A 25,674-nucleotide genomic window follows, 5' to 3' on the forward strand; every position below is an offset into this window, starting at 1 on the left:
ATATAAATTTATTCGTTTAAACAGAAACCGCTTTTACTCTTAATGCTAGAAGAATACACTGTGTGTCTTTGTGGTTTTTTTAGAATTAAACTCTAATTAATTGGTGTTATTGAAAAGATAAGTTTATTAAATTGTCATTTTAGTCAACTTGGTGATATAAAGTAGTTTCCCATGTTTATCAGACAATATACCTATGAATATAGCAGAACTTCTTGAGCAAATAGCAGAGAAAGGATGGTGTGTATGGGATGATTTCCTCACACCAGAAGCTGTTCAACAACTACGCACTTGTTTTGGTGACAATGCACAACAAGCTCGTATTGGTCGTCATGAAAATCGTCAAGCAGAAACAACAATACGTAGCGATAAAATAAGTTGGCTAGAGCCAAAAATGGGTGAACCAGTACAACATTATTTAATGCAAATGGAGTCTATTCAACGTGCTGTTAATCGAGAGTTTTATTTAGGACTATTTGAATACGAAGCACATTTTGCGTGTTATGAGAAAGGAGCATTTTATAAAAAACATCTGGATGCTTTTAAAGAAAATGTAACTCGGCGTTTAACCACAGTGTTATATCTTAATGAGGATTGGACAACCGAAGATGGTGGCGAATTAGTTATCTATGATTTAAAGGATAACGAACTTGCGACAATCACACCAAAAGGAGGGCGTTTAGTTGTTTTCCTTTCAGAACAATTCCCTCATGAAGTGCTCCCTACTAATAAAGAGCGAGTGAGTATTGCTGGGTGGTTTCGAGTCAATGGTGTAAGAGATAATTTTCTTGATATTGCAAGTTAACTAATGCAACAAAAATGCTGTTGTCATAAAAGAGTTTTAAAATCGTTATAATAAAACTGTTTTAAAAGATAAGTAGCATGGGATTAGGCGCGTTTCTTATATTAAGCAAAAGCTTAATTATTAAGAGCGCGCTTTTTCTGTTTTAAAAGCTCCCTTTGGTTAAATTAATACTTATAATCATAAAAAAGAAAAAAGTTGATTTTCTTGTCGTTAAACGCACAATAACGCGAAACCTTTTAGGATAAAAAATACAATGAATGAATTCTCAATAGTTTGCCGACTTTTAGGCACATTATTTCAACGTGACCCAAATGATCCTATTTTAGCGCCAATTATTAAAATGGTTGGTGAAGGAAAATTGAGCCAGTTATGGCCATTGGAGCAAGACGAGTTATTTAATACATTAAAAAATAGTGTCAAAGATTTGGCTATTGTTGAAGCTGATTACCAATCTCTTTTTGGTGGAGAGGCGCCTGCTGTATCTATTTATGCTCATGATTACGAAGAGATCAAAGAAGACGATGTTCGTCAATTCTTAATTGCAAGAGGTATGCCAGTTACTGAGAATGCAACAGACAGTTTTGGCGCTTTATTACTTGCTGCTTCATGGCTGGAAGATAATTCAGCAGAAGATGAAGTATTAGCTCAAATACAGTTATTTGATGAATACTTATTACCTTGGGCTGGGGCATTTCTTGGTAAAGTAGAAGCTCACGCAACAAGTGGTTTTTATCGTACATTAGCTGCAATTGCGCGTGGTGCGTTATCGGCATTACGTGAAGAGCTTTCTGATGATGAAAAGGGTGAAGATACTGAAGCAGAGTAATATCTTATTTTCTTTGCAAAAGTATTTTACTATTCATAAAAAAGGCAAACCATTAGGTTTGCCTTTCTCATTAATGTCGATAAATATTTTTAATCAACTCACGTAACTATTAGAGTTGGATCACGAATTTACCCGGTTTAACTTCAATGCCTTTTGCCAGTTTAAATGCCGCGGCTTCAGCGCTATTTTTCTCAGGATTGAGGATATAAACAGGATGATTATCAAAATACGTTGCAATGGTGGCATCTAAATAAGGTTTTAATGCGACAACGACAGCATCCATTTTTTCTGGCGATACTTTATAGTTATCAATAGTCATGGACTTTATGTATATCGCACCTTGATCGGCTTGATAAGAAGGTTGACCTGATAATGTAAGATCAACTTTGGCACTTGTTTTACCAAAAAATGAATTAATTTTTAGATCGGCAGTACCTGAAAGGTTAATTTTACCCGGCTCTGTACGACCAATTTGGATTGAAAGATTACTTAACTTGATATCAGCGGATACAACTTCATCTTCACCAATATGTTTTTGAAGATTTGTTTTCCGGCTAATATAGTCATTAATCAAATTTTCACTTACATCAAATTGCTTGAGCTGATCACAACCCACCACAAAGCTTGTTAGTAATAATATGGTTGTTAGAAAAATAGCTTTCATAAACACTCCTTGATCATTGATAACTAAAAGTTTACCTGATATCTAAGGAGTAAGCATGGCTGTTTCTATTTTTTTACGATTAAATTGGCGATGTAGTGCGTAAAGCGTTATTAATCCTACCGTACCTAATAAGAACCAAGGTAATTCAGGCATATCAAATTGGTTACCTAAATCGTACATCCATCCACCACCGGTATATCCGATTGCGCCACCAAAGGCCAAGCCTAAGCGACTAAATCCCATATAACTGCCACGAGCGCGAGGATCAGCCAGGGAGGCACTTAATGTTTCGCGCGCAGGCTCTGCAGTGATCGTGCCGAGATAAAATAAACCAATAATTAAGAAGATGCCTTGTAATGAATGGATCATTCCAACAGGAAACATGCTGATGCTCATTAAAAATAAGCCTGCCATTAAACGCTGTTCCAATTTGAAACGTTTTTCACTCCAGCGCGCAATAGGATAGAGCAAGGTTAAAGAGAGTAATGCTTCAATGGCATACATCCATTTTACTGCTGTGGGAGTACCAGCGATATCGTTAACGATAATAGGGAACATCAACATGACTTGAACAGACAATACAAAATAGCCTGTTAACGTTAAGACATAACTGACAAAACGTTTATCCAGTAATACACGATTTAGCCCTTCTTTAATCGGTGTTCTGGTAGTAGATATGCGGTAAGCAGGTAATAACCAAGCATTAAATAAAGCAGCAATAACAAAAACACCAGCACCAACCCAGCATACTAAATGAAAATCATATAATAATAACCAGCTACCAATCAGCGCCCCAATAACTGCTCCTGCACTATCTTGCATTAATAATAGAGAATAAAAACGACCACGTTCATAAGGACGGGTTAATTTAATAACTAGGGCTGTGCGAGGTGGATCAAATAACGTTCCCCCTAATGCAGATAAAATGCAAGATAACCAAAGTATCCACGGTTGGTCTGCCATTGCCATTAAAGCAAAACCTAAAGCACGTAATAACATTCCAGTTATTATCATTGGTTTTGCACCAAAGCGGTCTGCGATGGCGCCACCAAAAATACCTAGGCCTTGCTGGACTAATTGTCTAAGCCCTAATGCAAAACCGACAATAACACCAGCCCAACCCAATTGTTCGACGAAACGAATAGAAATCAGAGGAAAAACGACGAAAAAACCTAAGACAACTAACATATTGTCAATTAGGAGGAAGTATTTACCCAAGGTACGGGCTTGTGTTACCAGTGCCATTACTCACCATCAATAAGCAAATAATTTAAATAAAATAAGGGGGGAATGAAATAATTTATTTCTTCGACTATTCTGTCTCTAAATGTGCATAATTCCTAGTAAATTAAAGATGATATTTTTTTATTAAGGTTAGTGGCAGAATAAGAAGAGTTACTTCAGAATTAGGCTTATTTATATCAAAGGATAATGGGATCGCAATGTTTGGTTATCGTGGTGGAGTTCCTAAAATTCGTTTCGAAACGACAAGAATGATAATTCGTTTAGCTTATGAACGAGATGCGGAAAAATTGGCTGATTATTATACATTAAATCGTCGTTTTTTAATTCCATGGGAACCCTTAAGAGATAAAACACATTATTTGCCTTCCGGTTGGGAACATCGTTTGCAATATATGAACGAATTACATCGACAAGAAAGTGCATTTCATTTTTTGTTGTTAACACCAACTGAAGATGAAATTATTGGTGTGGCTAATTACAGTAATGTGATGCGTGGTGCCTTTAATGCCTGTTTTTTAGGTTATTCCGTAGGTGAGAAATGGCAAGGTAAAGGTTATATGTCTGAGGCATTAACTGAAACGTTGCGTTATATGCAACGCCAGCAAGGTATGCATCGTATTATGGCGAATTATATGCCTCATAATTTACGTAGTGGTAATTTATTGGCGAAGCATGGTTTTGAACGAGAAGGCTATGCAAAAAATTATCTACAAATAAACCAAGAATGGCGTGATCATGTATTAACCGCATTAACAACAAGAACTTACTGCAAAAGATAAATAGCTCATGTTGTTAAGGATAAAGCACTGTTTATAATTATAGTGATATCTTTTTTTCAGTGCTTTTAATCCATATATTGATGCTAATAGTGATATCGAATTTGCCTTTAGTTGATTTTTTTCAACATATAATACCAATGTTGAATATGAAAAATAGATTGTGTTAGGCGCGATGATTCTTTTCTCTCAATATAAAACCCATCTTTTTGATATAAATAAAGAGCACCTTTATGATGAGTATCCACATAAAGTGATAAATATACTTTTTTCAGAATATCTTTACTGTATTGCGATATCCATTGAAGTATTGCATAAGCGATACCATGACCTTGATAAGTGGGTAAAACAGCAATATGAGCTAAATAAACTTCATTTTCTTTTGGCGTATAATCAAATAATGAAAAGAAAATTTTTTGCTTAATATAATGAGTAATGCCATAGCGCCAATAATTAGAGAAAGGTGTTTTAGCAAAAGAATTTGATATAAGTTGAGCTTCTTTTGTGACTAAACAAAATGTTGCAATTATCTTTTCATTCTCGGTGACAACAAATTGTTGGTTATTCTTTTTACACGCTAGTGTATTCCAAATGGCTTCTAATTGCTGACTCTGTTTAGGGTGAGCACTATCAATATTAAAAGCATTCAATTTAAAACGAAAGGCTTGTGCAAACAATTGAATAATTTCAGGAATATCTGAAGGCTCTGCAACACGAAGCTGATAGTGTCCATTAAGTAATTGCATGATATCGTTACTCTGCAATAATAGGGTTAATTTTTAGACTGTTTGGTCTACTTTATTCTAGACTAATCAGTCTGATTTATTTTGTCTAGAGATTTTAGGTTATGAACAAGACAGCGACTGAAAAACAAAAAGCAAAAATGAAGCACATCATTGATGCTGCAATGCGTTGCTTTGCCGTAAAAGGCTTTCATTCCACATCAACAGCAGAAATTTGTCATGAAGCAGGGATGAGTCCCGGAAATGTATTTCATTATTTTCCCAATAAAAATGCGATTATTGAAGCGATTGCATTAGAAGATGCACAGCTTTTTGATGAGATTTTTTGTCGTTATGAAGCGCAAGAAGAGAGTATTCAGGCAGTTATTGGTTTAATGACAGAGATTATAGCGCTTTATAATCATCCAGAGTACGCGCGCATTAGTATTGAAATTTTTGCTGAAGCTTCACGTAATGCGAGTATTCACGAAATTTTCATTGAAAATGAAAGAAACAATAAGCAACGTTTGATTGCCATGTTAGAAAACGGTATTAAAAAAGGGCAAATTGATCCGCTATTAGAGCCAGAAAAAATGGCTACTTGGTTATTTGTGATTGCAGATGGTTCTATGGGGAGAAATATTATCGATCCTGAGTTTAGTGAAAATGATAGCCAAACGATGTTGGAATTAATGTTGAGAAAAATATTAGCTAGACCATAAATTATAGGTGTTTTTCTCTTATTGGAATTAGTTAAAAGTAAGTTGAAACTGCTTATTTTTAGCCAATTGATGATTGATTTTTCGATGTTAGAGACGGAGTATAGTCCCTTTCTTTTTATTCCATTCAACAAAAATTAGAATGACTTTATGAATTTACTTAAATCACTGGCCGCAGTGAGTTCTATGACTATGTTTTCACGGGTTTTAGGATTCATTCGTGATGCAATCATTGCGCGTATTTTTGGCGCCGGTATGGCAACAGATGCTTTTTTTGTTGCATTTAAATTACCGAATTTACTTCGTCGTATTTTTGCAGAAGGGGCATTTTCTCAAGCCTTTGTGCCAATATTAGCTGAATATAAAAGTCAGCAAGGTGATGAAGCAACACGTACTTTTATTGCTTATGTTTCAGGTATGCTAACACTGATCCTTGCCGTTGTTACGGTGATTGGTATTATCGCTGCACCATGGGTTATTTATGTCACAGCGCCAGGTTTTAGTAGCTCGCCAGATAAGTTTCAACTTACGACCGATTTATTACGAATAACCTTTCCTTATATTTTCCTTATTTCTTTGGCTTCATTAACGGGCTCTATTTTAAATACATGGAACCGTTTTTCCGTACCTGCTTTTGCACCGACATTACTCAATGTCAGTATGATATTTTTTGCTTTGGTAGTCGCACCTTATTGTAATCCACCAATTATGGCATTGGCATGGGCGGTTGTTGCTGGCGGAATATTACAACTTGGTTACCAATTACCACATTTGAAAAAAATCGGTATGCTTGTACTACCTAGAGTCTCATTTAAAAACAGTGCTGTTTGGCGTGTTTTAAAATTAATGGGGCCTGCTATTTTAGGTGTTTCGGTTAGCCAAATATCTTTAATTATCAATACAATTTTTGCTTCTTTCTTAGTGTCAGGGTCGGTTTCTTGGATGTATTATGCTGATCGTCTTATGGAGCTACCGACTGGGGTGTTAGGGGTTGCATTAGGCACTATTTTATTACCTTCATTATCGAAGAGTTTTGCTAGTGGTAATACTGAAGAATATAGAAAGCTAATGGATTGGGGATTAAGGCTGTGCTTTTTATTGGCACTACCTTGTACGATTGGTTTAGCTGTATTATCAGGGCCGTTAACAGCATCTTTATTCCAGTATGGTAATTTTAATGCTCATGATGCGTTAATGACACAACAAGCGTTAATCGCTTACTGTGTTGGGCTGATGGGACTTATTATCATAAAAATCTTAGCGCCTGGATTCTATTCTCGTCAGGATATTAAAACACCTGTAAAAATTGCTATCGCAACATTAATACTGACACAATTAATGAATCTCGCATTTGTTGGTAGTTTAAAGCACGTTGGTCTTGCGCTTTCTATTGGTATTGCAGCTTGTTTTAATGCCTCTATGTTATTTTGGCAAATTCGTAAAAAAGATATTTATCAACCTTTGGCGGGTTGGCCAGTCTTTTTGTTAAAACTAACAATTGCGTTGGTGGTAATGGGGGCTGTTTTAGTTGGAATGTTATGGATCATGCCAAGCTGGGATATCGGAAGTATGCTTATGCGTATTTTACGTCTATTACTCGTCGTTGTAGTTGGGGCTGGCAGTTATTTTGTTGCTTTGTATGTATTAGGTTTTAGGCCTCGTCATTTTTCATTACGCGCTTTATAGTTCATAAAATATGCTCCCCGCTTTTTGTATAAAAGCGGGGAGGTTTAAATTAACAATTTTTTTATCATTACTATTCCTCTCATTTAGATCCTTTCTCTATTTCTAGACTATTTATAATGCAACATTGATCACACTTTTGGCATTTAGTTAGATTAGCTCTATGCTGTTCAAAAAGAAAAATAGAATAAAAAAATACAGAAATTTTTTTTCTTCATTATTTTTTTATTAAATTTTTTTTCCAATTTCTGAATGATTTATACAGTTTTTCGGCATTGGAATGTGTTTTTTAAGTGAAATGCATAAATTAATTTAATCATTATTCATACCGAATATCTTTAGACAATTTGTTTACTTGTATAGCTATTCTACATAAAGTAAAAAAATAGACGCTATATTCTAAGCACTTACGGTTTGACGAATTATCTTTTTTTAGATAAACTCTCTGGTGTTGTTTAGGTTTAAAAAATGACACATCTGTTAAATATTTCTTACTTAATGATGAGATATTGCAAATATTTCAAAATATTGCAGTATATTTTAAAATATTTAATTTTTTTGATTTAAGACATATTATTATTTCTTTATTCAGGTAGATTAACCGTGACTGTAAAGTTATTTGCTTGTTATCGTTCAGTACTACTGAAAGTGATCATATCTATTTTGTCTGCGCTTCAAATAGGTAATACGATTGCTAGGGATAAGCAGTAAACAATAAGTCGTGTGAATAATGAAATTAATGCTAAATCTATTATTAATAGATAATTAGATTACTGGTAATTCGGTATGGTACACTAATTGTTGCTTTCATTTGTCCGCCATTGTTTTCTGTTTTTCCCTCTCTTTTCAAAACCTTCGCAATAGTTCTTATTTTTTTCCTTAATAGCTCAATAACTCAAATATTTCTCCATTTGTTCGCTATACTCAAGGCAGTTATAAACGATTAGATATTTCTAGTTTAAAGACTACTAAATAATCAATTAGACGGTTTTTAGTAAAAATAAAAATAAAAGAGTGTCAAGGAGCTACTATGAAAAAAGCAATTATCATTTCTGTATCATTAGCTACGTTATTTCTTGCTGGTTGTACTGCTGATGGAAAAATCAATACCTCAAAATTAACGCCAGTTAACTGTGTGGGTGTATTTGACAAAACAAATGAGCAACTGTCATTTACGGCTAAAGACGTCAACGATCGCCTTTATAGCCCAAGCAAGCCAATAGATAGTGTTGATGGTTGGATTGAGGTAAAAGATATCAGAGGGCTATTGTGTCAGGATGTTATAACTGCTAATGAAGATTAATGATTAAGTAGCATTGGAAGTGAGATTGAGTAATCGTTTGAAGTGTTTTTTAGCTATATCGAATTAAGAATTAATGTATAAAAAAACCGATGGTCAAATGCCATCGGTTTTTTGTTTCTGTAATTTGTGCGCTTAAGCTAATTACATTCTATCAACCGTTTCGATCCCTAAAGTATCTAAACCTTGTTTTAAGGTTCTTGCGGTCAAGCGCGCCAGTTTTAGACGGCTTTGGCGAGTGTTTTCATCTTCAGCAGATAAGATAGGGCAGTTTTCATAAAAACCAGAGAAGGTTTGTGCCAAATCGTAGAGATAAGCACACATCACATGAGGTGTTCCTTCACGAGCAACTTGCATGATGGTCTCATCAAATTGCACTAAACGTAATGCAAGTTGTTTTTCATGAGACTGTGCTAATGTGATCGGCTGAGTTAATGTGTTTTCATCAATTTCAGCACGTTTAAAAATTGAAGCAACACGAGTATAAGCATATTGCATATAAGGTGCGGTATTACCTTCAAAGCTTAACATCAGATCCCAATCAAAGATGTAATCCGTTGTACGGTTTTTAGATAAGTCAGCGTATTTCACAGCACCAATACCAACAACGCGAGCAACATTATTTAATTCATCTTTATCCATATCTGGATTTTTTTCAGCAATTAATGTGCGCGCTCTTTCTTGTGCTTCATCGAGTAAATCCGTTAAACGGATAGTACCACCAGAACGTGTTTTAAATGGACGACCGTCTTTACCTAACATCATGCCGAACATATGGTGTTCAAGTAACATTGAATCAGGGATATAACCTGCTTTACGGACAATTGTCCATGCTTGCATTAAATGCTGATGTTGGCGAGAGTCGATATAATAGAGAACACGATCAGCATGTAGATTATCGTGACGATATTTAGCACAAGCAATATCGGTTGTTGTATAAAGGTAGCCACCGTCTTTTTTCTGAACGATAACACCCATAGGTTCGCCTTCCTTGTTTTTATATTCATCAAGGAAAACAACGGTTGCACCTTCACTTTCTACAGCAAGGCCTTTTGCTTTTAAGTCAGCAACAATACCAGGTAACATTGGGTTATAGAGACTTTCACCCATAATGTCATCTTCAGTTAATGTGACGTTAAGGCGCTGATAAGTCACTTGGTTTTGTTGCATCGTGATATCAACAAGTTTGCGCCACATTGTACGGCAATACTCATCACCGCCTTGTAATTTTACAACGTAATTACGCGCACGCTCTGCAAAGACTTCATCTTCGTCATAGCATTTTTTTGCTTCACGATAGAACTCTTCGAGATCAGATAACGCCATATCTGCGGCATTTTCGTTTTGTTTTTTTTCTAAATACGCAATTAACATACCAAATTGCGTACCCCAATCACCAAGGTGATTAGCACGAATAACGTTATGACCTAAGAAAGATAATGTACGCGCACTTGCATCGCCAATAATCGTAGAGCGTAAGTGGCCGACATGCATTTGTTTTGCAACGTTGGGAGAAGAATAATCAATAACAATAGTTTGAGGTGTAACAGATGTTACATTCAGATGTTCATCGACTAATGCGTCTTCTGCTTGCTTTGCAACCCATTGTGGCGATAAGAAGATATTGATAAAACCAGGGCCCGCGATTTCAACTTTATCTGCAATACCTGTAATATCAAGCTGTTCCAGAATTTTCTCTGCGAGTTGTCGGGGTGGGATCCCCATTTTTTTTGCTGCTCCCATGACACCATTTGCCTGATAGTCACCAAATTGCACTTTGGCTGACTGACGGACAAGTGGTTCGCTATCAGCGGGTGCGCCAGCAGCACACATTGCCACACTGATTTTTTCTGAAAGAAAAGCCTGAATATTCACCGGGTTACCTTAAATTATTGAGAAAATAAAACCTGACGACAAAAGCCTGACAGGTTTATTATAAAGAATTAGGATTAACCTTGAATTTATAACATATTCCGGCTAGAACATGCTACCATCTGCGCCTTATCTTTAAGGTTTTTTCTCTGTTTTTTCATTAAGGTTACTCAAAATGGCGTTATTTTCTTCAATCACTCAATTAAATGATTTAACTCACGAGCTTCCACAGTTTGAAGAAAAAATGATACAGCTTGCCAATCAGTTAGGTTTGAATTTTTCACTTTATCTTATTGATCATATTTCGTTACGTTGTCACGACTTAATATTGGCTGAACAATGGAGAAAAGGTCTTAGTCAATGTGGAAAGTGTATTTCTGATAATATTATTAACGGACGTCCAATTTATCTTTTTCAATTAGACACACCATTAACGGTTTTAAATCAAGCGGTTTCCATTGTTGAATTACCATTTCCCACCCATAAAAAATATGAGTACCAAGGTTGGGAACATATTGAGCAAGTGATCTCTGTTGAACCTTCTGATTTAGTCAATAATGTTATGGCATTTTTACCATCTCCTTTACCAGAGAGTATTAGCTTAAAAATCAGTGAACCTAAAGGTGAAAAAGAACGCTTGCCCAATCCCACAGTGGCTATTTCTAATGGTAAAGTGACTGTGAAGTATCATCCTTATTCGTTACTTGAAATCGTAGAAAGTGAGTGTTGAACGACACTTTCAGAAAATAGTTTGCTTGTGTCAGCACAAAATTCTGATAGTGGAATTGAATGAATAACGATATTCGACAACTATTGTTAGTAATCGCTGAGAAATGATATTTATTTTCTGATTACTTTCTGTATTAAGGATAAAGAGGGATGATATGGCTACGTTGGAGATTTGTTGTTTTGGCGCAGAATGCGCGCTGGTGGCAGAACGAGCAGGTGCGGATAGAATTGAACTATGCACCAGTCCATCAGAAGGTGGCATTACGCCAAGCTTTGGAATGCTAAGACAAGTCAGAGATCTGGTTCGTATTCCCGTTCATCCTATTATTCGCCCTCGAGGGGGGGATTTTTGTTACACACAAGCCGATTTTTCAGCAATGAAAAATGATATTAGCCTTATTCGTGATATGGGCTTCCCTGGTGCAGTTGTTGGTTTATTAAATGAAGAAGGACATATTGATTTGCCTAAAATGGAAATTCTAATGGAACTTGCGGGTCCTTTAGCTATTACTTTCCATCGTGCTTTTGATATGTGTATTAATCCATTATTAGGGTTAGAACAACTGACTCAATTAGGTATTTCTCGTATTTTAACATCAGGCCAGCAAGCGAATGCAGAATTAGGTTTACCTTTATTACGAACATTAAATGAAAAAACACAAGGTCCCGTTATTATGGCGGGAGCTGGTGTAAGACTAAGTAATATCCAAAAATTCTTAGATGCAGGTTTAAAAGAAATACATAGCTCTGCAGGTAAAGTTGCACCCTCAACCATGATTTATCGTAAAGCCGGTGTCACAATGAGCTCAGACAGTGAAGTTGATGAGTTTACCCATTATTGTGTGGATGAAGACACGGTTGAAGCAATGAAAGATATTATGAGTATTCATGCACCATTAGCATCTTAATTAGCACAAATTAACGATTTTAGAACTGCGCCTTTATGGCGCAGTTTTTTTATATAACCTCGCCTAATAATAATGTATGTGTAATACCACAGCGTTCCACAAAAGCTTCATCATGCGAAACCAGTAATAATGTACCTTGATATTCAACGAGTAAATTTTCCAATAATTGTTTAGATCCAATATCAAGGTGATTATCTGGTTCATCAAGCAATAATACCGCAGGGGGAATTGGACTCTGGGTTAAAGCCAATAACGTTGCTTTTAATTGTTCGCCACCACTTAGTTTTTCTAGAGGGAGTAATGAGTTATCGCCTCTGATCCTTAACATACCCAGCCGTGTTCGCCATTGCTCGATAGAAATAGCGGGTTGATATTGGTGTAGTGCTTGTGCAACAGGTAATGTTTTATCAAGTAGTGCAAGATGTTGATCAAGATAACAAAAGTTTTTATTAAGACGAAACTCACCAGAGCGTGGGCTAAATTGTTGGATCAGACATTTCAATAATGTCGATTTTCCACACCCATTTTTACCTTTAATATGCCAATGCTCATTACCGTAGGCTGAGAATGAAATAGGGCGCTGATAACCATACGGAAGCTGAAGATTATCTACAAATACATTTAAACGATGCCCATCGCTTTGATAATTCAAGATCATTTTCTGCTGATGAATATGCACTTTTTCTTCATCGACACCTTGTTTTTGAGATTGCATATCTTCTATTACACGCTGATGCCGTTTTGCTACGGCTGATTGGCGTTGTTCTGCTCTATTTTTTTGCATATCCAATAAAAGTAAGCACTGGGAGCCACTTTGCCTAATTGATTCGCCTTGTCGTTTTCGTTGTGCGGCTTTTTGTAATGTCGCTTGTTGCTGGCGTTTCTCATTTTTAATTTGGCTGTTTAGTCGATCACTTGCGGCTTCCAACGAGGCTATTTCTGCACTTTTTTGTGTTTCATATAAAGCATAATTTCCACCATATTCAGATAAACCTTTCTCACTTAATTCAAGAATAGTGTCCGCATATGAGAGCAAGTTTCGATTATGACTAACAATAAGAGAGCCTGCTTTGTGCTGAGCTAACTGTTTTATTAGCCATTGTTGTCCTTGATAATCAAGATGGTTATCTGGCTCATCTAAGAGTAGAAAACTCTGCTCGCATAAAAAAGCGCGGCAAAGTGCTAAACGTGTTTGTTCTCCACCACTTAAATGCGTAATAGGAGTCTCTAATGCGACAGGGAGTTGTGCTGAATCTAATAAATTCTGCCACGTAACAGGAAGTTGCCATTTGCCATCAAGCAACTCAATATCTTCTAATGTAGCAATACCGGCATCAACACGTTGGAATGCTTGATAAATTTCATGAATATCTAACGCTTGGGCAAGTGTATTACCTTGTAATCGTGTTAATTGATCAACGTGAACAAAAGGCATATTCCAATTAACTTGCCCAGATGAAGGTGTTATTTTTTGTGCTAATAATCTTAGTAGTATAGATTTCCCTTTACCGTTATTGCCGATTAATGCATTGTGCTGACAAGCCAATGAGCGAGTTAATGGTGGAAAAAGACGTTTTTGATTAAACTCGATTGTAAGTTGTGAGAAGTGACAGGCTATTGTCATAGTAATACCTCCTAAGCGAAATAGGTGGCAGACAGCCGAGATCTTTTTCTAGATGCGACGAAATAAATTATTGTCTGCCAGTAACAGAAAATGAATACCCCAAAAGGTATTTGAATAATTTTCTGGCAGAATTTAATTCATCGTAGGGGAGTGCCTTCTTAAAAATAAAATAAAATAGGATAGGTAACCAGCTCATTATAGCGATAAACATCCCCTGATCAATAGGCAATTAACGTTGTGACCTTCGAGTTACTTTTTCTCTGTTATAAATAAATTTAATTTTTTTATAAAGAGGTGAAAACATTGTAATTGTCAAAAAAATAAAAGGAATGGTATATAGAAGTGTACCTAATGCCATACCAACATGAGGCGCATTAAAATATTCACTATGCGAGGTAATTAAATTTAGATAATTTATTTTATCTAGATATTCGGGTGTTAAACCACCGTAAGGAATAATAAATCGAATTATTGCAATTAAGAAAATACAAAATAGAAAATTTAGCGTCATATATGCAGAATTAAGAATGTTTTTATTCCAAGCTTCTCTACTTTTTGCTTGATAGCTACCAATAAGGCGATTAGCGACGATAACGGCGTAGAGCCAAAGCACAATATTTTCATCGCCCATGACAAAACTATTAATCATAAAGGCAAATACGCTATAAACGGGGATAAGAACAAAGATAAGCTTAGTGCGTGCTAATACAGCCATAAATAGGCCTGAATGGACCAGAATAAATTCAAAGATAAAAATAACGGTTAAATTATAAATGGTCTGAACACTAAATAATGCGGGATAGCACCAAACGGTAATAATAAAAGCGATATAGAAAAATTGGGTAAAATAATCAAACCAAGAGAATAACTCACTGATTTTACGCTGTAATGGTGTAAGTGTAACGGGTGATTCTTCTGCTAAAAAATTTTGCTTAGCAAAAAACAGCTCTCGCTTTTCACTCTCTTTTCGTTGCTTATTAAGAACCAGAGATTGCTGCTTTTGTTGTGCGATCCTTTTTTGTTTAGCTTGCTTATTTTCTTTATATTTTGCCATAGTGAGCTTTTATAGAGCCAATTTTATAGTTATAAATAGATCCAAGTTTGATGAAGTCATTTTTAAATACAATTTAATATAGAAAAAAGGATATCTCTATAAGATACCCTTTTTATAATGATTATTTGTAGCACACTTAAAATAAATCAAATTTAAGGCTTAGTTGCAATTAATATTGCACGCTTAGGTGCTGGATAACCTTCAACTGTTTTTGTTTTATCGTCAGCATCTAAGAATGCATCTAATGAATCCGTTATCATCCAATCTGTTTTACGTTGTTCATCCAGAGAGGTTGTGTTTTCATCGACAATGTGTACATCTTTAAAACCACATTTCTCTAACCAAACTTTTAGCATTTTTGCCGATGGAATAAAATACACGTTACGCATTTGTGCATAACGTTCACCAGGGATCAGACATTGAAATTCATCACCATCAACAACGAGGCTTTCTAATACTAATTCACCGCCTGAAACCAATTGATTTTTTAATTGCCATAAATGATCAAGCGGTGAACGACGATGATAAAGTACACCCATTGAGAATACGGTATCAAAGGCTTTTAATTCTGGCATTTGTTCAATACCAACAGGAATTAAATGTGCACGTTGATCATTCCCTAATAATTTTCTGACGGCTTCAAATTGGCACAAGAAAAGTTGAGTAGGGTCGATCCCGACAACAAACTCAGCACCTTCACCTAACATTCGCCACATGTGATAGCCACTGCCACAACCTACATCCAACACTAAACGGCCTTCAAGAGGGGAAAGGTGAGGTAAAACACGATCCCATTTCCAATCTGAACGCCACTCTGTATCAATATCGACCCCATAAAGAGAGAAAGGGCCTTTTCGCCATGGCATTAAGGATTTCAGAATATTATTTAAACCTAGTTGTTCGCCGGCACTTAATGTAGGTGTTTTATTGGCAATCACTCCATTTTTTAAGTCAAGCTCAGTAGGGGTTATTTCAGGCAAACCATCGAGCATTCTTTCCCATGAGGAAAAGTGACCGTGTAACGCGTTTGAGCGCCATTCTGATAATTGAGCAGGTAATGTATCTAACCAATGAAATAAGCGCTCATCTTGCGCAATAAGTTGATAGAACGAACCAAAATTAATCATTAGTTATTGCCTTTAATCGCTAAAAGAGAGCCAAAATTAAAACATTGGAACCAAACTTCTGCATGAGGGAAACCCGCATTATGTAAGCGAGTTTTATGGGTTTCAACAGAGTCTGTCAGCATGACATTTTCTAACATGCTACGTTTTTGGCTAATTTCTAATTCGCTGTAACCATTAGCGCGTTTGAAATCATGGTGCATATTAAACAATAATTCACCAATTTCTTTATCTTCAAAACTGAATTTTTCAGAAAGAACTAACACACCCCCAGGATTAAGGCCTTGGTAAATGCGGTTTAATAATATTTGGCGATCGTTTGGTGCTAAGAATTGTAAGGTGAAGTTAAGCACGACCATTGAGGCATTATTGATCTCAATATCGAGTATATCCCCCTCAATAATATCGACGGGAGTATCTGCTTTATAGGCATCAATATGGCGTTGACAACGCTCTACCATAGCCGATGAATTATCAACACCAATAATTTTGCAGCCTGTCACATCAATATTACGACGCATCGAAAGGGTTGCTGCACCTAAAGAACAGCCTAAATCATAGACTTGGCTATTGGGTGTAACAAAGCGGCCTGCAAGCATACCAATCATAGAGATGATATTTGAATAACCGGGTACTGAGCGTTTTATCATATCAGGAAACACTTCAGCGACTTTTTCATCAAAGCGCCAGTCACCAAGGTTTGCAATAGGTGTCGCAAATAAGCTGTCTTGTTGTGATGATTTTGAATTCGACATAACTAAAATAGGTTTAAGGAATAAAAGAAGCAAGCATTCTACCAGAAGCGACGGTGCTCACAAAGTTGCATTATTTAGAAAGAAATTGGAAAAAATAAATAAACCTTTTTGATACCTTGCCGTTATTAGACACAACAGCAAGGATGTCGGTTTTGATCATGGATGATCATGTTATTCCCACGAGGACTTAGTAATAAAAGGAAAAGATTTGAATCCAAGGAAGGAAATAAATATTAGCAATGATCATCAATACCATTGATAAGTAAGTGGCGGCCATGCCTGAACGACGCCAGCGAAGTTCACGGTGTTTTAATCCATAAGAGTGTAAGAAGCGACCTGCGATTAAAATTGAGCCACAGATGTGTACCATCCAAACAAAAGCACCATTCATTTCCATGACCAGCAATAAGATCATAGAAATAGGAATATATTCTACCGCATTGCCGTGAACACGGATGGCGGTTTGTAATTCATAAAAGCCACCATCACCATAAGCAACCCGATATTGTGTTCTGAGTTTTACGACATTGAGGGACAATTTAATCAATAATAGTGCGCCCAGTACGATATAAAGCGAGCTAACCATCTTTTCTCCATTGCCAAAGCCAAAAAACGGCGAATTTAATGATAAACCTCAAAGCGACTTCTGTCGCTATAAATAATTATTATTAATTAATTGTTTGGGGATTAGCAAATCCTTGAAAAGATGTATCATATAAACTAGGTCTATACTCTTATCTCCAGGAAGAATTTTCGTTATAATGTCTGCCTTTTTTTGACACTACTCGAAAAAGACTATTGCCAAAATTTCCGCAGCAGAAAGCACAACAAGCTGAGTAAAAGGATATTGTATGCGTACTAATTATTGTGGGCAGTTGAATAGTGCCCATGTGGGCCAAAAAGTGACTCTTTGTGGTTGGGTTAACCGTCGCCGTGACTTAGGTGGACTTATCTTTATTGATATGCGAGATCGCGAAGGTATTGTTCAAGTTTTCTTTGACCCAGAGCAGAAAGAGGCATTTTCTCAGGCATCAGAACTGCGTAATGAATTTTGTATTCAAGTCACAGGAACAGTACGCGCTCGTCCTGATAGCCAAATTAACAAAAATATGGCAACAGGTGAAATTGAGTTAGCGGCAGAATCTCTGTCTATTTTTAACCGTTCAGAGCCATTACCGTTAGATAGTAATCAAACAAATACTGAAGAGCGTCGTTTAACTTATCGTTATTTAGACCTGCGTCGCCCTGAAATGTCTGATCGCTTAAAAACCCGAGCTAAAATCACAAGCTTTGTTCGCCGTTTTATGGATGGTGAAGGTTTCCTTGATGTTGAAACTCCAATGCTGACAAAAGCGACACCAGAAGGGGCGCGTGACTATTTAGTACCAAGTCGTGTACACAAAGGTAAATTCTACGCATTACCACAATCACCACAGCTTTTTAAACAGCTGTTAATGATGTCTGGCTTTGACCGTTATTATCAAATCGTAAAATGCTTCCGTGATGAAGACTTACGTGCCGACCGTCAGCCTGAATTTACACAAATCGATGTTGAAACCTCTTTCATGAGTGCAGATCAAGTGCGCGAAGTGATGGAGCGTATGATCCACGCATTATGGTTGGATATTCTTAATGTTGATTTAGGTGCGTTCCCTGTCATGACCTTTGCTGAAGCAATGCGTCGTTATGGTTCAGACAAACCTGATTTACGTAACCCAATGGAACTCAAAGACATTGCTGATTTAGTCAAAGATGTTGAGTTCAGTGTATTTGCTCAAGCCGCTAATGATGAGAAATGCCGTGTTATCGCACTGCGTGTGCCAGGTGGCGCATCATTAACCCGTAAAAATATCGATGAGTATACACAATTTGTTGGTATTTACGGCGCTAAAGGCCTTGCGTGGATGAAAGTCAACGAAAGTGCTAAAGGCATTGAAGGTGTACAAAGCCCAATTGCTAAATTCCTGACTAATGATGTTGTTAACGCTATTTTAGAAACAACAGGTGCAACTGATGGTGATTTAATCTTCTTTGGTGCAGGCCGTAAAGGCACTATGAGTGATGCAATGGGTGCTCTGCGTTTGAAAGTGGGTCGTGATCTTGAACTGACAGACTTAAATGCATGGAAACCATTATGGGTTATTGACTTCCCAATGTTTGAAGAAGATGAAGAAACGGGGAGTTTAAGTGCAATGCACCATCCATTTACTTCACCAAAAGACTTATCACCTGTTGAGCTGACAGCACATCCAGTGGGTGCGGTAGCAAATGCGTATGATATGGTTATCAACGGTTATGAAGTAGGTGGTGGCTCTGTACGTATTCACCGTAATGAAATGCAACAAGCGGTATTTAGCATTTTAGGTATTTCGCCAGATGAGCAACAAGAGAAATTCGGTTTCTTATTAGATGCACTTAAATTTGGTACACCACCACATGCAGGTTTAGCTTTTGGTTTAGACCGTTTAGTGATGTTGTTAACAGGGACTGATAATATCCGTGATGTTATTGCATTCCCTAAAACAACAGCTGCAGCGTGTTTAATGACTAACGCACCGAGTTTTGCTAATGCTGATTCTTTAAAAGAACTAGCAATTGCAGTAACTCAAAAAGAAGTTAGCGAAGATAAAGAGTAAATAATGAAATATAAGCGCCCGATATCCGTTTTAGTTGTTATTTATGCAAAAGAGACCAAACGGGCGCTTATGCTAAAGCGTCGAGATGATCCTGATTTCTGGCAATCTGTGACTGGTAGTTTAGAAGCGGAAGAAATGCCTTTTCAAACGGCGTTGCGCGAAGTGCAAGAAGAAGTTGGAATTGATATCATAAAAGAAAATCTTGAGTTGGTGGATTGCCATCGCTCAATTCTTTTTGAGATTTTTGCACATTTTCGGCATCGTTATGCACCCGATGTGACACATTGTCAGGAACATTGGTTTACATTAGCACTGCCCGCAGAGCGAGAGCTTGTGCTAACTGAGCATTCGCAATACCAATGGCTAGACGCGCCACTGGCGGCAAAATTAACAAAATCCGCCAGTAATCAGCAAGCGATTGAAGAATTTGTTATTTAATGATTAGACCACGTTTGGAGATATTTCATGGCAGGTCATAGTAAATGGGCCAATACAAAACACCGTAAAGCAGCGCAAGATGCGAAACGCGGTAAAATTTTCACTAAAATCATCCGTGAATTGGTTACAGCAGCACGTTTAGGTGGTGGTGATCCTGCAACTAACCCGCGTTTACGTGCGGCAGTTGATAAAGCATTATCGAACAACATGACTCGTGACACCTTGAACCGTGCAATTGCACGCGGTGTGGGTAATGATGATAACGATAATATGGAAACTATCATTTATGAAGGCTATGGCCCAGCAGGTACTGCTGTGATGGTTGAATGCTTAAGTGATAATCGTAACCGTACTGTTTCCGATGTTCGCCATGCATTTACCAAAACAGGTGGTAACTTAGGAACAGATGGTTCAGTTTCTTATCTTTTCACCAAAAAAGGCGTCATTTCTTACGCACCAGGTGTTGATGAAGATGCGGTTATGGAAGCTGCGTTAGAAGCGGGTGCGGATGACGTTGAAACTTATGATGATGGCGCTATTGATGTTTACACCACACCAGAGTCGTTTGGTGAAGTGAAAGATGCGATGGATGCGGCAGGTTTTGTTGCGGAATCAGCAGAAGTTTCCATGATCCCATCAACAAAAGCAGAATTGGATATTGAAACAGCACCAAAATTAATGCGTCTTATTGATATGTTAGAAGACAGTGATGATGTGCAAGAAGTGTATCACAACGGTGATATCTCTGATGAAGTTGCAAAACAACTGGAAGATATCCTGTAATCGTTCTAACGTTTATCGAAAATAACAGTGTTGATTGCTGTTATTAAAAAGTGCGAAGAGAAGAGCAGAGCAGATTTTTTTGCTCTTTTCTCTCGCCATCGACCATATCGGCAACAGGAATTGATATGGCTATCATTCTAGGTATAGACCCCGGTTCGCGCGTTACAGGCTACGGTGTAATTCGACAACAAGGGCGACAACTTATCTATTTGGGAAGCGGTTGCATTCGCACACAAGTTCCCGACCTTCCTAATCGACTTAAACGTATTTATGCAGGTGTTAGCGAAATAATTACGCAATTTTCGCCAGATGTGTTTGCGGTTGAACAAGTGTTTATGGCTAAAAATGCGGATTCTGCATTAAAACTAGGGCAAGCACGAGGTGTGGCGATATTGGCTGCGGTAAATAACGATTTACCTGTTTTTGAATATGCGGCTCGCCAGGTTAAACAAACGGTTGTGGGTACGGGTGCTGCCGAAAAAAGCCAAGTGCAACATATGGTGCGTTCAATATTAAAGCTATCTGCCGCACCACAATCAGATGCCGCCGATGCCTTAGCAATTGCTATCACACATTGCCACTTTAACCAAAATTTATTACGTGTGGGTGATCCTCGATTAGTTTTAACGCGAGGTAGATTAAGATAAGTTGTTATCTTGGTAAATGTCTTTGGTTTTTCACAGGCTGGATATACGTCCAGCTTTTTTTATGTTATAAACTTGGCGTAAATATATTTGCGGAGGCGTTAGGGTGATAGGTCGTATCAGAGGAATTATTCTTGAAAAACAGCCGCCAGTGGTGCTGATCGAGGCAGGTAATGGTGTAGGTTATGAAATTAATATGCCAATGACCTGTTTTTATGAACTGCCCGATATTGGCCAAGAAGCCATTATCTATACGCAATTTATCGTACGTGAAGATGCTCAATTACTTTATGGTTTTAACCAAAAACAAGAACGCGCACTCTTTCGTGAATTAATTAAAGTCAATGGCGTCGGCCCGAAACTGGCACTCGCTATTTTATCGGGTATGTCGGCTCGCCAATTTGTGACAGCGATTGAAAATGAATCTATCTCTTCATTAGTAAAATTACCCGGCGTGGGTAAGAAAACAGCAGAACGTTTAGTGGTTGAAATGAAAGACCGCTTCAAGGGTCTTAATGGTGATTTATTCGAAAATAGCGATATTGAATTACCAGAAAGTGCTTCACCTAAAGCGCCAAAAGCGGCTGATATTGAAGCTGAAGCTTCTGCTGCATTAATCGCATTGGGCTATAAACCACAAGAAGCAGCAAAAATGATCAGTAAAGTAGCAAAACTGGGCTCAGATAGTGAAACGCTTATCAAAGAAGCATTGCGCGCGGCTATTTAGGAGTAACACATTGTGATTGAAGCAGATCGCCTGATTTCAGCAGAAATTCAACAACCTGAAGAAGAAATAATAGATAGGGCTATTCGCCCTAAATCTCTTGCCGAATATGTTGGGCAACCACAAGTTCGTGAACAGATGGAGATTTTTATTCAGGCGGCTAAATTACGTCATGATGCACTCGACCATTTGCTTATTTTTGGCCCTCCTGGATTAGGCAAAACTACATTGGCAAATATCATTGCTAATGAAATGGGGGTTAACTTGCGTACGACATCAGGCCCTGTACTTGAAAAAGCAGGAGATTTAGCCGCGATGCTAACTAACCTTGAGCCTCATGACGTACTGTTTATTGATGAAATTCATCGACTTTCCCCGGTTGTTGAAGAAATCCTTTATCCTGCGATGGAAGATTACCAGCTTGATATTATGATTGGTGAAGGGCCTGCCGCACGTTCAATTAAAATTGATCTACCGCCATTTACTTTAGTGGGAGCAACCACAAGAGCTGGCTCTTTAACATCACCTTTGCGTGACCGTTTTGGTATTGTTCAACGCCTTGAGTTTTATAATGTTGACGATCTCCAACACATTGTCTCTCGCAGCGCCAGCTTTATGGGATTAGAGATGACAGATGAAGGTGCGCGTCAAATAGCAATGCGCTCACGAGGTACACCACGTATTACTAACCGATTATTACGCCGAGTACGAGACTTTGCACAGGTTAAAGGTAATGGAGCCATCGATGAGGATACTGCCTCTAAAGCGCTTGATATGTTAAATGTGGATGCTGCGGGTTTTGACTATTTAGATCGCAAACTTCTTTTTGCCATTATTGATAAATTTATGGGTGGCCCAGTAGGATTAGATAACCTTGCGGCAGCTATTGGTGAAGAGCGTGAAACTATAGAAGATGTGTTAGAGCCTTATTTAATTCAACAAGGGTTTATTCAGCGCACACCAAGAGGCCGGGTTGCCACTAACCATGCCTATCGCCATTTTAATCGTATCGTAGAAGACTAAATTTACGTTCTGCCATTTATCATAAATAAAAAATAACCCTTGATGGAGTCATTTCATCAAGGGTTATTTTTGTATTAAATTTGGATTATTTGATTACTGTTTAGTGGGTGCAAATAAACTCAAGATAAATAGGCAACTCGCCGCTAAAACAACAGAAGGGCCTGCAGGAGTGTCATAGAAAGCAGAGAAGGTTAAACCGCCAGTAATTGCCAGCATACCAACAGCGATTGCGATCACAGCCATTTGTTCTGGTGAACGAGCAAAACGACGCGCCGTTGCGGCAGGGATAATGAGCAGTGAGGTGATAATTAATGCTCCAACAAACTTCATGGCTAAACCAATGGTTAGTGCGGTGATCATCATTAGCTTTAAGCGTTCTCTCTGAATATTTACGCCATCAACAAAGGCCATATCTTGATTAATAGTCATAGAAAGCAATGGACGCCATGAACGGATAATCACAAATAAAACAATCACAACGCCAATAAAGATACTGATAACGTCTTGATAGTTTACAGACAGTAAATCACCAAATAGGTATGCCATTAAATCAACGCGCACATTCGACATTAAACTGACGACCACAAGCCCTAAAGAAAGCGCACTGTGTGCCATGATCCCTAAAAGGGTATCAACAGAAAGTTGTGGTTTTAATTCTAACCATACTAATAAAATAGCTAAAAGAAGTGTGACGGCAATAACGGCATAAAAAGGCTCAATATTAAATAGCAAACCAAAAGCAACACCAAGTAGTGAGGCATGAGCTAAGGTATCACCAAAATAAGACATACGACGCCAAACGACAAAAGAGCCCAGAGGGCCTGCCGCCATTGCTAAGAGCATACCGGCAATCCAACCCGGTAACAGCAACTCAATCATGACGACACTCCTTACTATGCTGGTGATGATGACGATAAATACCTAGTTGTTCAGCACCACGACTACCAAACATAGCAATAAATTCTGGGTGAGATGAAACAACATCTGGTGTGCCTGAACAGCAAATATGACCATTTAAACAGAGCACTTCATCTGTTTTTGCCATGACTAAATGAAGATCATGAGAAACCATCAAAATGGCGCAACCTAATTCATTACGAAGTTGATTAATTAAATCATAAAGGGCCAGTTGCCCATTAACATCAACACCTTGAGTCGGTTCATCTAAGACTAAAAGTTGAGGTTGATTAAGCAAGGCTCTTGCTAATAACACGCGCTGAGATTCACCACCAGACAGTTTTTGCATGGGTTGATTGATTAATTTAGCTGCATTAACACGCTCAAGGGCAGGGAGAATATCTTTATCTTGTACACCGGGTTTTAGCGTCATAAAGCGCTTAACTGTCAATGGCATTGTAGGGTCAAGATAAAGCTTTTGAGGAACATAACCAATACGTAACGTATTATGGCGTTCTACTTTTCCTGAGGTTGGATTTAATAATCCAAGAACTAAACGGATAACCGTGGATTTACCCGCACCATTAGGGCCAAGTAAAGTAAGAATACGGCCTGCTTTTAAATCAAAAGAGATATCTTTTAAAATTTCTCTTTCACCAAAAGAAACAGAAACCGATTTTAAACAAATCAAGTCAGACATAAAATTAGCACTTGCAGAATCATTGAAACGTTATAATATAACATTTCCAATGATGATTCACGAGAATTCTTCCTATGTTACATAAAAACAACAAATTTGCGCATCGTTTTTTATTGAAATCATTTTTAGCGACAGCGATGATAAGTTCATTCAGCGCTTCTGTTCAGGCTGATGTGGTGACTTCTATACGACCTATCGGGTTTATTGCCGCCGCTATCGCTGACGGGGTGACCCCAACGGAAGTTTTATTACCGGATGGTGCATCTCCACATGATTACGCATTAAAACCCTCTGATTTGAAAAAAATTACTTCTGCAGACCTAATGGTATGGGTTGGGCCTGATATGGAAGTGTTTTTAGATAGGCCATTAAACAGACTTACAGACAATCATAAGTTGGCTTTAGCGGAAACTGACGAAATAAAGTCGCTTTTATTGAAAGATGATGATGACAATGTGCATAAACATGAGGAAAATCACGAACATCATTCTCATGGTGATTATAATATGCACATCTGGTTATCACCAGAGATTGCGTTGTCGTCTGCAAAACAGATCCATGAAAGGTTAATTGCACTTTATCCAGATAAAAAAGAACTTCTGGACGTAAACCTAGGTAAATTCAGCGAACAACTCAAGCAAACTGATAAGAATCTTGTTAATATTCTGTCGCCTGTTAGAAATAAGGGTTATTTTGTCTTTCATGATGCTTATGGCTACTTCGAAAAACATTATAATTTAAAGCCATTAGGTCATTTTACTATCAACCCTGAAATACAGCCAGGTGCGCAGAAATTACATCAAATACGAACACAGTTGGTTGAGCAAAAAGCAACCTGCATTTTTGCTGAGCCACAATTTAGGCCGACAGTAATAGAAACAGTGGCGAAAGGCACTGGGGTTAAAATGGGTGTATTAGACCCCCTAGGAAGTGGGATTGCTCTAACTCAAGAGAGCTATGTGAAATTCCTTACCCAACTAGCTAACCAATATGCGAGCTGCCTGAATGAAACACAATAAGGAATTA

At 37.6% G+C, this 25,674-nt stretch carries 26 protein-coding genes; 15 read left to right on the plus strand and 11 right to left on the minus strand.

The genetic code is table 11. The features are described 5' to 3' along the window. Positions 1-193 precede the first annotated feature (193 nt). Both GWI68_RS17490 and GWI68_RS17495 read left to right on the plus strand, forming a co-directional pair. Entirely contained in the window at positions 194-802 is a 609-nt protein-coding gene (locus GWI68_RS17490; protein WP_166541097.1) for a 2OG-Fe(II) oxygenase, read from the plus strand. Between the two features lie 253 nt (positions 803-1,055). Further along, on the plus strand, positions 1,056-1,628 hold the full coding sequence (locus GWI68_RS17495; protein ID WP_109407574.1) for a molecular chaperone: 573 nt from the start codon (positions 1,056-1,058) through the stop codon (positions 1,626-1,628). Between the two features lie 109 nt (positions 1,629-1,737). Here the strand turns inward: GWI68_RS17495 and GWI68_RS17500 are convergent, their stop codons facing one another. After that, entirely contained in the window at positions 1,738-2,292 is a 555-nt protein-coding gene (locus GWI68_RS17500; protein WP_166541098.1) for a lipoprotein, read from the minus strand. 42 nt (positions 2,293-2,334) lie between these two features. Then, positions 2,335-3,537: a multidrug efflux MFS transporter MdtH gene (gene mdtH, locus GWI68_RS17505; RefSeq protein ID WP_109407572.1), complete on the minus strand. Its 1,203-nt coding sequence runs from the start codon at positions 3,535-3,537 to the stop codon at positions 2,335-2,337. A 197-nt stretch (positions 3,538-3,734) separates the two neighbouring features. On the opposite strand from mdtH, the gene rimJ reads away from it, so the two are divergent. Then, the gene (gene rimJ / locus GWI68_RS17510) at positions 3,735-4,316 is read left to right on the plus strand and encodes a ribosomal protein S5-alanine N-acetyltransferase (RefSeq protein ID WP_166541099.1); all 582 of its coding nucleotides are present in this window, start codon (positions 3,735-3,737) and stop codon (positions 4,314-4,316) included. Between the two features lie 107 nt (positions 4,317-4,423). On the opposite strand, the gene GWI68_RS17515 is transcribed toward rimJ, so the two are convergent. Beyond that, positions 4,424-5,059 carry a GNAT family N-acetyltransferase gene (locus tag GWI68_RS17515; RefSeq protein WP_166541100.1) on the minus strand — a complete coding sequence of 212 codons (636 nt, stop codon included), beginning with the start codon at positions 5,057-5,059 and terminating at the stop codon, positions 4,424-4,426. 101 nt (positions 5,060-5,160) lie between these two features. Here GWI68_RS17515 and GWI68_RS17520 point away from each other — a divergent pair, with 101 nt between their 5' ends. From GWI68_RS17520 to GWI68_RS17530, 3 genes are all read left to right on the plus strand, one after another. Then, positions 5,161-5,757, plus strand: a complete 597-nt coding sequence (locus tag GWI68_RS17520) for a TetR/AcrR family transcriptional regulator (RefSeq protein ID WP_109407569.1) — start codon at positions 5,161-5,163, stop codon at positions 5,755-5,757. A gap of 147 nt (positions 5,758-5,904) precedes the next feature. Then, positions 5,905-7,440: a murein biosynthesis integral membrane protein MurJ gene (gene murJ / locus GWI68_RS17525; protein WP_166541101.1), complete on the plus strand. Its 1,536-nt coding sequence runs from the start codon at positions 5,905-5,907 to the stop codon at positions 7,438-7,440. A gap of 1,027 nt (positions 7,441-8,467) precedes the next feature. Next, entirely contained in the window at positions 8,468-8,740 is a 273-nt protein-coding gene (locus GWI68_RS17530; protein ID WP_109407567.1) for a hypothetical protein, read from the plus strand. Between the two features lie 141 nt (positions 8,741-8,881). On the opposite strand, the gene argS is transcribed toward GWI68_RS17530, so the two are convergent. Continuing rightward, entirely contained in the window at positions 8,882-10,612 is a 1,731-nt protein-coding gene (gene argS / locus GWI68_RS17535) for an arginine--tRNA ligase (protein WP_166541102.1), read from the minus strand. A gap of 172 nt (positions 10,613-10,784) precedes the next feature. Here argS and GWI68_RS17540 point away from each other — a divergent pair, with 172 nt between their 5' ends. After that, positions 10,785-11,339, plus strand: coding sequence for a VOC family protein (locus GWI68_RS17540; RefSeq protein ID WP_166541103.1), 555 nt, complete (start codon positions 10,785-10,787; stop codon positions 11,337-11,339). 154 nt (positions 11,340-11,493) lie between these two features. After that, entirely contained in the window at positions 11,494-12,246 is a 753-nt protein-coding gene (cutC, locus tag GWI68_RS17545) for a copper homeostasis protein CutC (RefSeq protein WP_166541104.1), read from the plus strand. A 49-nt stretch (positions 12,247-12,295) separates the two neighbouring features. On the opposite strand, the gene GWI68_RS17550 is transcribed toward cutC, so the two are convergent. The 5 genes from GWI68_RS17550 to GWI68_RS17570 all read right to left on the minus strand — a co-directional run bounded on the left by GWI68_RS17550 (position 12,296) and on the right by GWI68_RS17570 (position 17,389). Next, the gene (locus GWI68_RS17550) at positions 12,296-13,870 is read right to left on the minus strand and encodes an ATP-binding cassette domain-containing protein (RefSeq protein ID WP_166541105.1); all 1,575 of its coding nucleotides are present in this window, start codon (positions 13,868-13,870) and stop codon (positions 12,296-12,298) included. A gap of 229 nt (positions 13,871-14,099) precedes the next feature. Next, complete coding sequence (locus GWI68_RS17555) at positions 14,100-14,924, minus strand: hypothetical protein (RefSeq protein ID WP_166541106.1); 825 nt, start codon at positions 14,922-14,924, stop codon at positions 14,100-14,102. 152 nt (positions 14,925-15,076) lie between these two features. Next, a complete protein-coding gene (gene cmoB, locus GWI68_RS17560; RefSeq protein ID WP_166541107.1) occupies positions 15,077-16,051 on the minus strand; it encodes a tRNA 5-methoxyuridine(34)/uridine 5-oxyacetic acid(34) synthase CmoB in 975 nt (324 codons plus the stop codon). Then, positions 16,051-16,803, minus strand: a complete 753-nt coding sequence (gene cmoA / locus GWI68_RS17565; RefSeq protein WP_166541108.1) for a carboxy-S-adenosyl-L-methionine synthase CmoA — start codon at positions 16,801-16,803, stop codon at positions 16,051-16,053. The genes cmoB and cmoA overlap by 1 nt, the downstream gene beginning before the upstream one ends. Positions 16,804-16,990: 187 nt before the next feature. Further along, positions 16,991-17,389 carry an MAPEG family protein gene (locus GWI68_RS17570; RefSeq protein ID WP_023582071.1) on the minus strand — a complete coding sequence of 133 codons (399 nt, stop codon included), beginning with the start codon at positions 17,387-17,389 and terminating at the stop codon, positions 16,991-16,993. Between the two features lie 265 nt (positions 17,390-17,654). Here GWI68_RS17570 and aspS point away from each other — a divergent pair, with 265 nt between their 5' ends. The 6 genes from aspS to ruvB all read left to right on the plus strand — a co-directional run bounded on the left by aspS (position 17,655) and on the right by ruvB (position 23,051). Continuing rightward, positions 17,655-19,439: an aspartate--tRNA ligase gene (gene aspS / locus GWI68_RS17575; protein ID WP_166541109.1), complete on the plus strand. Its 1,785-nt coding sequence runs from the start codon at positions 17,655-17,657 to the stop codon at positions 19,437-19,439. Between the two features lie 3 nt (positions 19,440-19,442). Continuing rightward, on the plus strand, positions 19,443-19,877 hold the full coding sequence (gene nudB, locus GWI68_RS17580) for a dihydroneopterin triphosphate diphosphatase (protein WP_166541110.1): 435 nt from the start codon (positions 19,443-19,445) through the stop codon (positions 19,875-19,877). Positions 19,878-19,904: 27 nt separating this feature from the next. Continuing rightward, entirely contained in the window at positions 19,905-20,660 is a 756-nt protein-coding gene (locus GWI68_RS17585) for a YebC/PmpR family DNA-binding transcriptional regulator (protein ID WP_166541111.1), read from the plus strand. A 125-nt stretch (positions 20,661-20,785) separates the two neighbouring features. Further along, positions 20,786-21,307, plus strand: coding sequence for a crossover junction endodeoxyribonuclease RuvC (ruvC, locus tag GWI68_RS17590; RefSeq protein WP_006536599.1), 522 nt, complete (start codon positions 20,786-20,788; stop codon positions 21,305-21,307). A gap of 103 nt (positions 21,308-21,410) precedes the next feature. Further along, entirely contained in the window at positions 21,411-22,031 is a 621-nt protein-coding gene (gene ruvA / locus GWI68_RS17595) for a Holliday junction branch migration protein RuvA (RefSeq protein WP_109407558.1), read from the plus strand. 12 nt (positions 22,032-22,043) lie between these two features. Beyond that, on the plus strand, positions 22,044-23,051 hold the full coding sequence (ruvB, locus tag GWI68_RS17600; RefSeq protein WP_072068210.1) for a Holliday junction branch migration DNA helicase RuvB: 1,008 nt from the start codon (positions 22,044-22,046) through the stop codon (positions 23,049-23,051). Positions 23,052-23,144: 93 nt separating this feature from the next. On the opposite strand, the gene znuB is transcribed toward ruvB, so the two are convergent. Both znuB and znuC read right to left on the minus strand, forming a co-directional pair. Then, positions 23,145-23,930, minus strand: coding sequence for a zinc ABC transporter permease subunit ZnuB (gene znuB / locus GWI68_RS17605; protein WP_166541112.1), 786 nt, complete (start codon positions 23,928-23,930; stop codon positions 23,145-23,147). Further along, positions 23,923-24,648, minus strand: a complete 726-nt coding sequence (gene znuC, locus GWI68_RS17610; RefSeq protein WP_109408092.1) for a zinc ABC transporter ATP-binding protein ZnuC — start codon at positions 24,646-24,648, stop codon at positions 23,923-23,925. Before znuC ends, znuB begins: the two co-directional genes overlap by 8 nt. 74 nt (positions 24,649-24,722) lie before the next feature. Here znuC and znuA point away from each other — a divergent pair, with 74 nt between their 5' ends. After that, the gene (gene znuA / locus GWI68_RS17615; protein WP_166541113.1) at positions 24,723-25,667 is read left to right on the plus strand and encodes a zinc ABC transporter substrate-binding protein ZnuA; all 945 of its coding nucleotides are present in this window, start codon (positions 24,723-24,725) and stop codon (positions 25,665-25,667) included. The last annotated feature ends 7 nt before the right edge of the window (positions 25,668-25,674 follow it).

Origin of the sequence: Proteus sp. G2669 (assembly GCF_009915245.1) — a bacterium.
GTDB lineage: Bacteria > Pseudomonadota > Gammaproteobacteria > Enterobacterales > Enterobacteriaceae > Proteus.

Excerpts from the sequence above, each read along its gene's own strand:
- rimJ (WP_166541099.1), top strand. The coding sequence starts at position 3,735 with ATGTTTGGTTATCGTGGTGGAGTTCCTAAAATTCGTTTCGAAACGACA.
- GWI68_RS17520 (WP_109407569.1), top strand. The coding sequence starts at position 5,161 with ATGAACAAGACAGCGACTGAAAAACAAAAAGCAAAAATGAAGCACATC.
- GWI68_RS17530 (WP_109407567.1), top strand. The coding sequence starts at position 8,468 with ATGAAAAAAGCAATTATCATTTCTGTATCATTAGCTACGTTATTTCTT.
- nudB (WP_166541110.1), top strand. The coding sequence starts at position 19,443 with ATGAAATATAAGCGCCCGATATCCGTTTTAGTTGTTATTTATGCAAAA.
- ruvC (WP_006536599.1), top strand. The coding sequence starts at position 20,786 with ATGGCTATCATTCTAGGTATAGACCCCGGTTCGCGCGTTACAGGCTAC.
- GWI68_RS17540 (WP_166541103.1), top strand. The coding sequence starts at position 10,785 with ATGGCGTTATTTTCTTCAATCACTCAATTAAATGATTTAACTCACGAG.
- aspS (WP_166541109.1), top strand. The coding sequence starts at position 17,655 with ATGCGTACTAATTATTGTGGGCAGTTGAATAGTGCCCATGTGGGCCAA.
- znuA (WP_166541113.1), top strand. The coding sequence starts at position 24,723 with ATGTTACATAAAAACAACAAATTTGCGCATCGTTTTTTATTGAAATCA.
- GWI68_RS17585 (WP_166541111.1), top strand. The coding sequence starts at position 19,905 with ATGGCAGGTCATAGTAAATGGGCCAATACAAAACACCGTAAAGCAGCG.
- GWI68_RS17550 (WP_166541105.1), bottom strand. The coding sequence starts at position 13,870 with ATGACAATAGCCTGTCACTTCTCACAACTTACAATCGAGTTTAATCAA.
- GWI68_RS17500 (WP_166541098.1), bottom strand. The coding sequence starts at position 2,292 with ATGAAAGCTATTTTTCTAACAACCATATTATTACTAACAAGCTTTGTG.
- znuC (WP_109408092.1), bottom strand. The coding sequence starts at position 24,648 with ATGTCTGACTTGATTTGTTTAAAATCGGTTTCTGTTTCTTTTGGTGAA.
- GWI68_RS17555 (WP_166541106.1), bottom strand. The coding sequence starts at position 14,924 with ATGGCAAAATATAAAGAAAATAAGCAAGCTAAACAAAAAAGGATCGCA.
- cmoB (WP_166541107.1), bottom strand. The coding sequence starts at position 16,051 with ATGATTAATTTTGGTTCGTTCTATCAACTTATTGCGCAAGATGAGCGC.
- cmoA (WP_166541108.1), bottom strand. The coding sequence starts at position 16,803 with ATGTCGAATTCAAAATCATCACAACAAGACAGCTTATTTGCGACACCT.
- GWI68_RS17570 (WP_023582071.1), bottom strand. The coding sequence starts at position 17,389 with ATGGTTAGCTCGCTTTATATCGTACTGGGCGCACTATTATTGATTAAA.
- GWI68_RS17490 (WP_166541097.1), top strand. The coding sequence starts at position 194 with ATGAATATAGCAGAACTTCTTGAGCAAATAGCAGAGAAAGGATGGTGT.
- cutC (WP_166541104.1), top strand. The coding sequence starts at position 11,494 with ATGGCTACGTTGGAGATTTGTTGTTTTGGCGCAGAATGCGCGCTGGTG.
- GWI68_RS17515 (WP_166541100.1), bottom strand. The coding sequence starts at position 5,059 with ATGCAATTACTTAATGGACACTATCAGCTTCGTGTTGCAGAGCCTTCA.
- mdtH (WP_109407572.1), bottom strand. The coding sequence starts at position 3,537 with ATGGCACTGGTAACACAAGCCCGTACCTTGGGTAAATACTTCCTCCTA.
- GWI68_RS17495 (WP_109407574.1), top strand. The coding sequence starts at position 1,056 with ATGAATGAATTCTCAATAGTTTGCCGACTTTTAGGCACATTATTTCAA.
- murJ (WP_166541101.1), top strand. The coding sequence starts at position 5,905 with ATGAATTTACTTAAATCACTGGCCGCAGTGAGTTCTATGACTATGTTT.
- znuB (WP_166541112.1), bottom strand. The coding sequence starts at position 23,930 with ATGATTGAGTTGCTGTTACCGGGTTGGATTGCCGGTATGCTCTTAGCA.